We start from the raw sequence: 12,649 nt of genomic DNA, 5'->3' as shown, positions 1-12,649 counted from the left end.
AACGTTGACAACCACGCCGTTTCCTGTCAAGCATATTTTTGAACACAGTTCAGGAACACCATGGCCAGACCCAGACAATACGACCACGACGCCCTGCGGACCCGCACCATCGAGGCCGCCAAGCTGCTTCTGGAAGAAGGCGGGCCGGCGGCGCTGACCGCCCGCGCGCTGGCGAAATCGGTCAAGACGACGCCCGGCACGATCTACAATCTGTTCGACAGCATGAGCGCCGTGCTGCAAGAGGTGAACCGGCAGGCGCTGGTCGATCTGGCGATCCTCGTCGACGGGGTCGGCCAGACCGACCCGCGCGAGCGCCTGCTGGCGCTGGCCGAGGTCTATGTGACCTTCATGCTGGATCGCCGCGCGGTCTGGCGGGCTTTGTTCGAGGGGCCGCGCATCTCAAGCACCTTCCCCGACTGGTATCTGGCGCAGATCGACGGGCTGATCGGCCGCATCACCCAGCCGGTCGCGGCGCTGAAACCCAAGGGCGATCCGCGCCTGCTGGCGGAACAACTGCTGCTGTCGGTGCATGGCATCGTGGCGCTGGCGGCCATCGACCGGCTGGACCTGATCACGATGCAAAAGCCCATGGACCTGGCGCATGCCGCGGTCGAGCGCATGATCGCCGCCATCCGTGCCGGGGCCGAATGATGCCCTGCGGCGACCATGCGGCGCCGGCCCTGCGCGGCGGGCTGATCCTGGGCTCGGCCCGCTGCGGCTCGACGCTGGTGTCGCAGATCCTGAACGCGCATCCGGCTGTCCTGTCGGTGTCCGAGCTTTTCGCGGCCGTCGGACACAACGCCTTTCGCCCGGGGCATCTGGACGGCGCGCGGTTCTGGGCACATATGGCCACGCCCTCACGCGCCATGTCGCAGGTGGCGAACCCCGATGCCGCGTCGTCGGAATTCCTTTACGGCCGTGTTCCGCAACCCGCGCATGATCCCTGGAACTGTCCGCCGATCCTGGCCGTCGCGCTGCCGCATCTGAGCGAAAACCCCGACGCCATGTTCGACATGCTGGCCGAACACATGCGCCGGCGGCCGGCGGCACCCCTGGCCGCGCATTACGATGCACTTTTCCAGGCTATGGCCCGGCAGGTCGGCGGGCGCGAGATCTGGGTCGAGCGTTCGGGCGGGTCTCTGGTCGCCTCGGCGACGCTGCGCGAGATGTTTCCCGATGCGGCGCTGGTGCTGCTGACCCGCAACGGGCCGGATACGGCACTGTCGATGCGCGACTATCCCGCCGCACGGCTGGCCATCTGGTGCTGGCGCCGGCTTGGGCCGATGGGCCTCGACCTGCTGCATCCCCGCCGGCATTTCGGGCGTGGCGCCGCCTGGCCGCTGATTGCCGCGATCAGCGGGCGATCCGGCGTCCGGCGCATCGTCGCCCGCCGCCCCGGCCTTGCGGAAACCGGCGCTTTCTGGTCGGCATTGACGATCCGCGGCCTTCAGGGGCTGGGCAATGCCCGACCGATGATCCTGCGCTACGAGGATCTATGCCGGGACCCCCGCATCTGGATCGAAAGGCTGGGCGCGCATCTGCAAGCCGGCGCCCCCGCCGCATGGCTCGACCGGACGGTCGGCTTGCCGCAGCCGCGCCCGTCGCGCCTAGCCGCACTCTCTTCCGCCGAGCGCGATGAAATCGAGCACGCCTGCGCCCCCGGCGAAGCCGCCCTTGCCGCCTATGCCGCCGGCGTAGATGCCGAAGCGACCCGTCCGTAAGGTTATCGGCCGCAATCCGCCCCGCGCGGCCAGTCACAAAGACAAGTTGCCGCGCCTGTGCAGAAGGCCCAAAGGGGCGCGATCGCCGGAAAGGCCCCGCCGGTCGCGGGCGGGGCCCCTGTCATTGGCCGGGGATGCTTACGACCGCTCGCTCGCCTTCCATTCCGCCCAGCTCGGCTGGCCCTTCATGAAATCCTCGATCTGCTGGCGGTTGGCCTCCAGCCGGGGATCGTGGCGAAGGTAGAAGCGGGTCTCGCGCGCGATCAGGCCCGACAGGATCAGCAGCCCGATCAGGTTCGGAATGGCCATCAGCCCGTTCATCACGTCCGAAAAGCTCCAGACGACGCCCAGCTGGACCGTGCAGCCCAGCAGCACCACCAGCGAAAACAGGATGCGGAAGGGCATGACGCCGCGATGGCCGACCAGACGTTCAAGGTTGCGTTCGCCGTAATAGGCCCAGCCCAGAATGGTCGAATAGGCGAAAAGAACCAGGCCGACGGTCACGACCCAATGCCCCCACTGCCCCGGCAAGCCGTGGCTGAAAGCCTGTCCCGTCATGATCGAGGGCGAGATCTGCAATCCGGTCTGCGGATCGATCTCGTTCCAGACGCCGGTGGTGATGATCACCAGCCCGGTGCAGGACACGACGATGATCGTGTCGATGAAGGTCTGGGTCATCGACACCAGCCCCTGCCGCACCGGATGCGTGGTCTGCGCCGAAGCCGCGGCGATCGCGGCCGAGCCCATGCCGGATTCGTTCGAGAAGATGCCGCGCGCCACGCCGAACTGCACCGCGATCATGATCGTGGAGCCCAGGAAGCCCCCCGTCGCCGCCGTCCCGGTAAAGGCCTGCGAAAAGATCTCGCCCAAGGCAGCCGGCACCGACTGGATGTTGACCAGCAGGATATAGAGCGCGCCCAGGACGTAGAACAGGATCATCACCGGCACCAGCCCGGCGGTCACCCGGCCGATGGACTTGATGCCGCCGACCAGAACCACCAGCGTCAGGACCGCCAGGACCGCGCCCGTAAGCCAGGTCGGGATCATGAAGCTGCGTTCCAGGTTCGAGGCGATCGAGTTGCCCTGCGTCATGTTGCCGATGCCGAAGCAGGCGCAGACGGCGAAAACCGCAAAGCACAGCGCCAGAACCTTGCCAAAGCCGTTCGGGATGCCGCGTTCAAGGTAATATTGCGGGCCGCCGTTCTTCTCGCCCACCTCGTCGGTGGTGCGGAAGCGGACGCCCAGGAACGCCTCGGCATATTTCGAGGCCATGCCGAGGATCGCGGTGACCCACATCCAGAACAGCGCACCGGGGCCGCCGGCCGCGATGGCCGTCGCCACGCCGACGATATTGCCGGTGCCGACGGTTGCCGCCATGGCTGTGGTCAGCGCCTGGAATTGCGAAATGTCGCCTTCGGCATCGTCATCCTTGCGTTTCAGCAGCCCCAGGCGCAGGGCCGCGCCCAGGCGGACAAGCTGGATGCCCTGCAGCCGGATCGTCAGGTAAAGCCCGGTGCCCAGCAGCAGCGGGACAAGAAGGTAAGGCCCCCAGACGATCCCGCCGATTTTTCCCAAGACTGCTTCTATCTGGTCGAGTTCCATCGATACCGTCCCTCGTCATTGCAATGGCAGCAAACGGAGGTGTCCGGTCCCGAATGTCAAGTTCGGCCATGCGCGGGGCCTTGCCGATGCGGATGCGAACCGCTTGCGACGATCCCGCGCCGGGGATCGTGGCAGGCACCGTGACTTGATCCGGGTCACCTGTCCGCAAGCCGCAGTCCCGCGCGGCCGGCCTTGTCCGCCAGGGAACGAATCAGGCCGGGATCTGCCGCAGGATCAGGAACAACAGCGCCGACAGAAGCGCCGCGGCGGGAACGGTGACGACCCATGCCGCCCCGATGGTCAGCACATGCAGCCTGCGGACCAGCTTGCGGCGGCGACGCTCATCCGCCGGGATGTATTCCGGCCGGGGAACGGCCACGCGGGCCTGCTTCAGGCGCCGCTCGGCATCCCATTCGCGGAAAAAGCCCACGCCGAAGATCGCGCCCACCGCGATATGGGTCGAGCTGACCGGCAATCCCAGCCAGCTTGCCAGGATGACCGTGATCGCCGCCGACAGCGCGACGCAATAGGCGCGCATCGGATTGAGCTTGGTGATCTCGCTGCCGACCATGCGGATCAGCTTGGGACCGAACAGGCTGAGCCCGAAGGAGATCCCGAAGGCACCGATCAGCATGACCCACAAGGGAATCGTCACGTCGCCGTTGAAATCGCCGGTCTGCACCGTCTGCACGATGGCCGCCAGCGGGCCGACGGCATTCGCGACGTCGTTCGCCCCATGGGCGAAGCTGAGCAGCGCGGCCGATGCGACCAGCGGGATGCCGAACAGCACCTTCAGCGACTTGTTGCGGTTCTCCAGCCCCCGGGACTGGCGGCGCGTGACCGGGATCATCAGCAGCCAGCAGCCCAGACCGACCCCCAGCCCCAGCAGCAGCGCAACGCCCATCGAGACCTCGACCAGCTGCTTCAGCCCCTTCATCACCAGATAGGCCGCGAAAGTGCCCGCCATGATGCCGACCAGAACCGGCACCCAGACGCGGGCCGCCGCGATCTTGTCCTCGCGATAGACGATGCGGCTCTTGATGAGCCACAGAAAGCCCGCCGCCACGACGCCGCCCATCACCGGAGAGATGACCCAGCTGGCCGCGATGGCGAACATCTGGTCCCAGTTGACCGCACCGAAGCCGGCCCCCGCGATGCCGGCGCCCACGACCCCGCCGACCACGGCATGCGTGGTCGAGACCGGCGCCCCGATCCATGTCGCAAGGTTCACCCACAGCGCCGAAGCCAGCAGCGCCGCCATCATCGCCCAGATGAAGGTCGCGGGCGTATCCAGCGCCTCGGGCGCGACGATGCCCTTGGCGATGGTCGAGACCACGTCGGCGCCGGCGATCAGCGCCCCCGCGCTTTCGAAGACCGCCGCGATGATGATGGCGCCGCCCATGCTGAGCGCATTGGCCCCCACCGCCGGGCCCATGTTGTTGGCCACGTCGTTGGCGCCGATATTCAGCGCCATGTAGGCGCCGAACACGGCGGCGGTGACGACGATAAGCATCTCGCCGCTCTGCCCCAGCAGCATGGCGGCGGCGAGCCCGGCCAGGATGATGAAGACGAAGCCGATCCCCGGCGCCACCAGGGGCCGGGACACATAGGCGGCAGCCGCCTCCAGGTTGGCAAAGCGGCCGAGATCGCGGTCCAGCGTTTCGAGGTGTCGGGGCTCGAGATCCTTGTCAGACATGTTTCGCCTTTCTGTTCCCGCGGGTGCTAGGAGGGAATCGACAACATATCAAGCCGCATCCGACTGCGGAAAGCCGCGCAGGCCCGCCCGCCCGCCGGGCCTGGTCCCCGCTTCGCTGGACAAGGCAAGCCGCGCGCCCCGGCACGGCTGCAAGGGAAGGCCCGGCGCGCACAGCGCCGTCGGCAAGGCGCAAGACCCGGGACGGGACGGCGCGTCACGACGGCATGCCGGCGGGCCTGGACGGTTGTCGTCGGCGTCGGCTCTGGGCTAGTCTCGGCCCAGACGATCAGGGAAACAGGGACAAACACATGAAACTCAGGACATTGTTCGCGGCCTTTGCCATCGCCGCCTCTTTCGGCCAGGCCGCGGCGGCGCAGGAGATGTCGTTCTTCCGCATCGGCACCGGCGGCACCGCCGGCACCTATTACCCGATCGGCGGGCTGATCGCGAATGCGATCTCGAACCCGCCCGGCTCGCGGGCCTGCGAGGACGGCGGCTCTTGCGGCGTGCCGGGACTGGTGGCGACGGCGGTAGCCTCGAACGGCTCTGTCGGCAACGTGAACGCCATCAACGGGGGCGCCATGGAGGCAGGCTTCAGCCAGTCCGACGTGGCCTTTTGGGCACAGACCGGCACCGGGCTGTGGGAAGGCCAGCCGGCGGTCGAGAAGCTGCGCCTGATCGCCAACCTCTATCCGGAAAGCATCCACCTGGTGGCGCGCAAGGACGCGGGCATCGCCTCGGTCGCCGATCTCAAGGGCAAGCGGGTCTCGCTGGACGAGCCGGGCTCGGGCACGCTGGTCGATGCCAAGATCATCCTCGAAGCCTTCGGCCTGTCCGAATCCGACGTCACGCCGGAATATCTCAAGCCCGACCAGGCGGCGGACCGGATGCGCGACGGGGCGATGGACGCCTTCTTCTTCGTCGGCGGCTATCCTGCGGGCGCCATCGCCGAGCTGTCCAGCCAGCATGACGTGGTGCTGGTGCCGATCACCGGCCCCGAGGTCGACAAGCTGCGCGAAACCTACAGCTTCTTCGCCACCGACACCGTTCCCGCCGGAACCTATGAAGGGCAGGATGCCGACGTCGCCACGATCTCGGTCGGGGCGCAGCTGGTGACCAGTGCCGACCAGCCCGAGGAACTGATCCACGGCATCACCCAGGCACTCTACAACGAGAACACGCAAAAGCTGTTCGCCGCCGGCCATGCCAAGGGCAAGCTGATCACGCTGGAAAGCGCGACCGAGGGCGCGGGCATCCCCTTCCATCCGGGCGCCGAGCGTTTCTACAAGGAAGCCGGCAAGCTCGAATGAGCATGGCCAGAAGCTGACGAAAGGACGCGGCCGGACCCCGGTCCGCGTCCTTTGGCCCTGAACCGAACGGCAGGAAAACCGCATGACCGAGACCCCACCCCCGCTTTCCGACGACGAGCTTCGCGCACTGGAAGAGGAATACGATCCCGAGGCGCGTTTCCGCACCGTGACGCGCCCGATCGCCATCCTGTCCGGGGTCGTCCTGTTCCTGCTCTCGGTCTATCACTTCTACACGGCCGGCTTCGGCATCCCGCGCGCCACCACGCATCGCGGGCTGCATATGGGCGTGTCGCTGTTCATCGTCTATCTCAGCTTTTCCTCGCTGGCGCGCAACCGCCACAAGACGGACGGCTTCGCCGTCCTGGGCGTGCCGGTAACTGACTGGATGCTCGCCATCGGCGGCGCTGTCAGCGCCTTCTATGTGCCGTGGATCTATAGCCAGCTGGCCTTCCGCGTCGGCAATCCGCTGCCCATCGACATCGTCATGGGCACCGTGCTGCTGGTGGCGCTGATGGAGGCGGTGCGCCGCTCGATGGGCTGGCCGCTGCCGGTCATCGCAGCGCTGTTCATCGCCTATGCCTATTTCGGCAAGTCGATGCCGGGCATCCTGGTGCATCCCGGCGCGGACTGGGCCAATATCGTCAACCACCTCTACCTGACCTCGCAGGGCATCTACGGCACCGCGCTCGGCGTGATCGCGACCTATGTGTTCCACTTCGTGCTGTTCGGGGTGATGGCGCAGAAGATCGGGCTGGGGCAGCTGTTCATCGACCTGGCCACCGCACTGGCCGGCCGTTTCGCCGGCGGCCCGGCCAAGGTCTCGGTGGTTTCCTCGGCCATGCTTGGCACGATCTCGGGCTCGTCCATCGCCAATACCGTGACCACCGGCGCCCTGACCATCCCGGCCATGATCAAGATCGGCTTCAAGCGCCACTTCGCCGCCGCGGTCGAGGCAGCCTCCTCGACCGGCGGGCAGATCACGCCGCCGGTGATGGGCGCGGTCGCCTTCCTGATGGTCGAGTATCTGGGCATCCCGCTGCGCACCATCCTGATCGCGGCCGTCGTCCCGGCCTTCATGCATTTCTTCGGCGTGCTGGTCCAGGTGCACCTGGAGGCCAAGCGCCTGGGCATCCGCGGGCTGCGCCAGGAAGAGCTGCCGAAAGCCGCCAAAGTCCTGCGCGAGGGCTGGCTGTCGGTCTTTCCGCTGATCCTGCTGGTCTGGATGCTGATGTCGGGCCGCACGCCCTTCCTGTCGGCCTTCTGGGCCATCGCCGCCTGCATGGTCGTCTACCTGATCCAGCGGGTCATGGCGGCCGGTGCCATCGAGGGCATCAAGGAAACCGCCGCCGGCATCTATGAAGGCTTCGTCGCGGGCGCCCGGCAATCGCTGGCCGTGACCGCGGCCGCGGCGCTTGTCGGCGTGGTGATCGGCGTCGTCACCCTGACCGGTGTCGGCTTCAAGATCGCCTTCATGGTCACCAGCGTGGCGCAGGACTGGGCCACCTCCTTCCATGGGCTGCTGGCGGTGCTGCCGTTCGAACTGTTCACCATCCAGACGCTGACGCTGCTCTTCACGCTGCTGATGACCGCGGTCGTCTGCGTGCTGATGGGATGCGGCGTGCCGACGACAGCGAATTACATCATCATGGTGGCCGTGGCCGCGCCGGTCCTGGGCATGATGAACGTCGAGCCGCTGGTGGCGCATTTCTTCGTGTTCTATTTCGGCGTGCTGGCCGACGTGACCCCGCCGGTCGCCCTGGCGGCCTATGCGGGCGCCGGGATCGCGGGGGCCAACGGTTTCAAGGCCGGGAACACGGCCTTCCGGCTGTCGATGGGCAAGGCGCTGGTGCCTTTCGTCTTCGTCTTCTCGCCCTCGCTCCTGCTGGTCACGCAGTCCTTCACCCTGCCCGACTTCCTGCTGGCCTTTGCAGGCGCGGTGCTGGGCATCGTGGCGCTGTCGGCGGCGATCACCAACTGGCTGCTGGGGCCGCTGCTGCTGGTCGAACGGATGCTGCTGCCCGCCGCGGCGCTGATGATGATCGCGCCGGAGCTCGTCTCGACCCTGATCGGCGCGACGATCCTTGGCGTGGTGCTGCTGCGGCAATATCTCGCGGGGCGCTCCGGCCCCACCCCTGAGCCGGCCACATAAGCCGGGGCCTGTCCCGCCGTCCCGGGCGGCCGGCGCGCGGATCGCGCCCGGCCGCCCGTCATTGATCCCGGCAATGCCGAAGGGCCGGCGTCCCGAAAGACCATGGGAATTGCCCCGTCACCGAACGCAGGCTAGGCTTCCCAGGCAGGCGTCAACCATATCCATCCCGCCCGAACCGGAGAACCCAAGGTGACGACAGTTATCGGCTTTCTGAACACGATCTTCTGGGGATATGTCCTGATCTACGGCCTTCTTGCCGTCGGGGTCTATTTCACCATCCGGCTGCGCTTCCAGCAGATCCTGCATTTCCGAGAGATGATCCGCTCGATCACCGCCGCCCCTGCGGCAGACCGACAAGGGATTTCCCCGTTCCAGGCGCTTTGCACAAGCCTGGCGTCGCGGGTGGGAACCGGCAACATTGCCGGGGTCGCGGTAGCGCTGGTCCTTGGCGGGCCGGGGGCGATCTTCTGGATGTGGATGGTCGCCCTGGTCGGCATGGCGACCGCCTATGCGGAATCGACGCTGGCCCAGCTCTACAAGGTCAAGGACAGCCGCGAGCCCGACGGCGTCTATCGCGGCGGTCCCGCCTTCTACATCGCGCGCGGCCTTGGTCTGCCCTGGCTTGGCGGCGTGTTCTCGGTCTGCCTGATCCTGTCCTTCGGGCTGGTGTTCAACGCGGTGCAGGCGAACTCGATCGCGGATGCGATGGAGGGGGCCTTCGGCATGCCCAAGCTGGCCACCGGGCTTGCCATCGCCGCGCTGACCGGCGTGGTGATCTTCGGCGGCATCCGGCAGATCGCCACCGTGGCGGAATATGTCGTGCCCTTCATGGCCGGCATCTATCTGCTGGTCGCGATCATCGTCGTGCTGATGAACCTGGGCGCGGTTCCGGGAATGCTCGGCCATATCGTGTCCAACGCCTTCGGCCTGACCGAGGCGGCCGGCGGCATCACGGGCGGCATCGCCGCCGCCATGCTGAACGGGGTGAAGCGCGGGCTGTTCTCGAACGAGGCCGGGATGGGCTCGGCGCCGAACATCGCGGCGACGGCGACGCCCAACCCGCACCATCCCTCGAGCCAGGGCTTCGTGCAGGCTTTCGGCGTCTTCATCGACACCATCCTGATCTGCACCTGCACCGCGCTGATGATCCTGCTCTCGGGCGTCTATGTGCCGGGAGGCGAGCTGACCGGCACGCAACTGACCCAATCCGCCCTGGCGGACCATATCGGAACCGCCGGCCCGTTGTTTGTCGCGGTGGCGATCTTCTTCTTCGCCTTCACCTCGATCATCGGCAATTACGCCTATTCGGAAATGGCGATGACCTTTCTTGGCATCGGCAACAGGGCCGGGCTTACCGCCCTGCGGTGCCTGGTGCTGGTCATGGTGCTGTGGGGGGCGTTGCAGGCTGTCACGACGGTGTTCGATCTTGCCGATGCCTCGATGGGGCTGATGGCGACGATCAACCTGATCGCCATCGTCGCCCTGTCGGGAACGGTGGTGGCGCTGACGCGGAACTATTTCGCGCAGCGCGAGGAAGGACGCATCCCGAGGTTCAGCATTCGCGAGCATCCCGAAATGGCAAAGGGCGTCGATAGCGATATCTGGTCCTGATCTGGACGCTCGATGAGACCGGCCCGTCGGTTCCGATTGCTGGAACCGTCGAAGGCTGGTCCGACCGTGGTCCGGCGGCAGGGTCGGGAAGGATGGAACCACCTCGACGCCATTCCCGTCCGCGCCCTGCATGGGCGCTGGATCGGCCTTAAGCCGCCTGCGCCGCAATCACGAGATCGCAGCGAATCCCTGTCGGATTGGCCGGCGCTGCCCCGTGCGGCATATCGTGCCATCCCGGTCATGCGGTTTGGTGGATCAGCCGGATAGGCCGCCCCTGCGCCCCTCGCGACCATGCCGGTCCCGAAAACGGGACGGACATGGAACCTGACCGCCCGCCCGGGAATTTCCTTGCGAAAGAGGCTTCGCCATGACCGACATCTCTCTTCGCCGCGCCTATGATCCACCCCTGCCGCAAGAGGGCCGCAGGGTGCTGGTGGACCGGCTCTGGCCGCGCGGGATCAGCCGCGAGACGCTGGGGGCGGATCTCTGGCTGAAAGAGATCGCGCCCTCGGACGAGTTGCGGCACTGGTTCGGCCACGACCCCGAGAAATGGCCCGAGTTCCGCCGCCGCTACGGCGCGGAACTGGACGCCAATCCCGGCCCCCTGCACGAGTTGCGGGCGCTGATCCGCAAGGGTCCGGTCACGTTGCTTTATGGCGCGAGGGACACCCAGCACAACAATGCCGTCGCCCTGCGCGACTACCTGGCTCAGTAGCCCAGCGTCGCCGCATCCGGCCGGCGCGGGTCCGAGGCGCCGTAAAGCGTCCCCGTCGCCGGGTCGCGCATGATCGACTGGGTCGAGCCCATCGCCTCCTTGACCGCGACGCCGTGCCCCTTGGCCTGAAGGATGCGGATGGTGTCCAGGCTGATGCCCTCTTCCACGCGCAATTCGTCGGGCAGCCACTGGTGATGGATGCGTGGCGCGGTCGAGGCTTCGGCCACATTCATGCCGTGGTCGATCATGTTCATGATCACCTGCAACACCGTGGTGATGATGCGCGCACCCCCGGGAGAGCCGGTGACCAGCCAGACCTTGCCGTCCTTCAGCACCATGGTCGGCGTCATCGACGAAAGCGGCCGCTTGCCCGGCTCGACCGCATTGGCATCGCCGCCGACCAGGCCGAAGGCATTGGGCACGCCGGGCTTGGCCGAGAAATCGTCCATCTCGTTGTTCATCAGGACGCCCGTGCCCTCGGCCACCAGCCCCGAGCCATAGTTCAGGTTGATGGTATAGGTGTTCGAGACCGCGTTGCCGTCCTTGTCCACCACCGAGAAATGCGTGGTCTGGTCGGATTCGTAAGGCGCAAGGTCCGCCGGCTTGATCATCACCGAGGGCGTGGCGAAATCGGCGCTGATCTTGCGGCGCATCTCGACCGCGTAATCCTTGCCGGTCAGCGCAGCGACAGGCACATCGACGAAATCCGGGTCGCCCAGATATTCCGAGCGGTCGGCATAGGCCAGCTTCATCGCCTCGGCCATCAGGTGGATGGTCTCGCCCGAGTTCTGCCCCAGCGCACCGATCGGATAGCCCTCCAGCGCATTCAGGATCTGGATCAGGTGCACCCCTCCCGATGAGGGCGGCGGCATCGAGACCACCTCATGGCCGCGATAGGTGCCGCGCACCGGCTCGCGCAGGATGGGCTGGTAGGCCGCCATGTCCTCGACGGTGATCAGCCCGCCCGCTTCCTGCACCGAACGCGCGATGGCCTCGGCCACCTCGCCCTTGTAGAAGCCGTCCGGCCCCTCGGCGGCAATCTTCTTCAGCGTCGCCGCCAGATCGGCCTGCACCAGCCTGTCGCCGGGCCGATAGGCTGCCCCGCCCTCCTTGAAGAAGATCTTCGCACTCGACGGGAATTTCTCCAGATGCTCGCGCTCGGCCTCGATGCTGTCGGCCAGTTCCGGGGTGACGGTGATGCCCTCCTCGGCCAGCCGGATCGCCGGGGCGATGACCTCGGCCCAGTCCATGCTGCCATATCTGTCCAGCGCCAGCTTCATCCCCGCCACGGTCCCCGGCACTCCCGAGGCCGCGCCGCTGTAAAGCGACTTCTCGCTGTCGGCCTCGCCCTCGGCATCCAGGAACATGTCGCGCGAGGCGCCCCGAGGCGCCATTTCGCGATAGTCGATGGCGTGGGTCTGGCCGGTTTCGGCATCATGCACCAGCATGAAGCCGCCGCCGCCGATATTGCCGGCGCGCGGCAGGGTGACGGCCAGCGCAAAGGCCACCGCCACGCCGGCATCGACCGCGTTGCCGCCCCTGGCCATGATGTCGCGGCCGATCTCGGCGGCCAGGCGCTCCTGTGCCGAGACCATGCCGCTTTCCGCCCAGACCGGATGAATCCGGTCCATCACATCGAAGATCGCGGCGTCCTGCGCCGCGGCTGGAACCCCGATGCAGCCTGCCGCCAACACGATGGCCGCCGCACGGCCCATCCCGACGATTCGATCCTTCATGGCGCCCTCCGCTCAACCCTTGCAGGTCGAGCCTATCAGCAGAACGGCCCGGATCAAAAAGCCAAAACCGCGGCGTTGCCCCAGCGTCCTGGCCGCGTCATGAGTATTT

Annotated in this window: 9 protein-coding genes; 6 read left to right on the top strand and 3 right to left on the bottom strand. The window is 66.9% G+C overall.

Annotated features, from left to right (window positions below; genetic code table 11):
* Positions 1-60: 60 nt before the first annotated feature.
* Positions 61-651, top strand: coding sequence for a TetR/AcrR family transcriptional regulator (locus QPR87_RS06250; protein ID WP_011747013.1), 591 nt, complete (start codon positions 61-63; stop codon positions 649-651).
* Entirely contained in the window at positions 648-1,721 is a 1,074-nt protein-coding gene (locus QPR87_RS06245; protein WP_285048775.1) for a sulfotransferase, read from the top strand. Before QPR87_RS06250 ends, QPR87_RS06245 begins: the two co-directional genes overlap by 4 nt.
* A gap of 138 nt (positions 1,722-1,859) precedes the next feature.
* Here the strand turns inward: QPR87_RS06245 and QPR87_RS06240 are convergent, their stop codons facing one another.
* Entirely contained in the window at positions 1,860-3,323 is a 1,464-nt protein-coding gene (locus tag QPR87_RS06240) for an alanine/glycine:cation symporter family protein (RefSeq protein ID WP_011747011.1), read from the bottom strand.
* A gap of 211 nt (positions 3,324-3,534) precedes the next feature.
* The gene (locus tag QPR87_RS06235; protein WP_285048774.1) at positions 3,535-5,019 is read right to left on the bottom strand and encodes an inorganic phosphate transporter; all 1,485 of its coding nucleotides are present in this window, start codon (positions 5,017-5,019) and stop codon (positions 3,535-3,537) included.
* A 308-nt stretch (positions 5,020-5,327) separates the two neighbouring features.
* Between QPR87_RS06235 and QPR87_RS06230 the strand changes: the two genes are divergently transcribed.
* From QPR87_RS06230 to QPR87_RS06215, 4 genes are all read left to right on the top strand, one after another.
* Positions 5,328-6,329 (top strand): TAXI family TRAP transporter solute-binding subunit, encoded by a 1,002-nt coding sequence (locus QPR87_RS06230; RefSeq protein ID WP_011747009.1) that lies wholly within the window; start codon positions 5,328-5,330, stop codon positions 6,327-6,329.
* Between the two features lie 82 nt (positions 6,330-6,411).
* Positions 6,412-8,478, top strand: a complete 2,067-nt coding sequence (locus QPR87_RS06225) for a TRAP transporter permease (protein WP_285048773.1) — start codon at positions 6,412-6,414, stop codon at positions 8,476-8,478.
* A gap of 189 nt (positions 8,479-8,667) precedes the next feature.
* Positions 8,668-10,089, top strand: a complete 1,422-nt coding sequence (locus tag QPR87_RS06220; protein ID WP_285048772.1) for an alanine/glycine:cation symporter family protein — start codon at positions 8,668-8,670, stop codon at positions 10,087-10,089.
* A gap of 367 nt (positions 10,090-10,456) precedes the next feature.
* Positions 10,457-10,804: a DUF488 domain-containing protein gene (locus tag QPR87_RS06215; protein ID WP_011747006.1), complete on the top strand. Its 348-nt coding sequence runs from the start codon at positions 10,457-10,459 to the stop codon at positions 10,802-10,804.
* On the opposite strand, the gene ggt is transcribed toward QPR87_RS06215, so the two are convergent.
* Entirely contained in the window at positions 10,798-12,540 is a 1,743-nt protein-coding gene (ggt, locus tag QPR87_RS06210) for a gamma-glutamyltransferase (protein WP_285048771.1), read from the bottom strand. The genes QPR87_RS06215 and ggt overlap by 7 nt on opposite strands.
* Between the last annotated feature and the right edge of the window lie 109 nt (positions 12,541-12,649).

Origin of the sequence: Paracoccus sp. SSJ (genome assembly GCF_030234105.1) — a bacterium.
Taxonomy (GTDB): domain Bacteria; phylum Pseudomonadota; class Alphaproteobacteria; order Rhodobacterales; family Rhodobacteraceae; genus Paracoccus; species Paracoccus denitrificans.
Note: the sequence above shows the minus strand (reverse complement) of the source record. Positions and strands in the feature narration are given on the sequence as shown.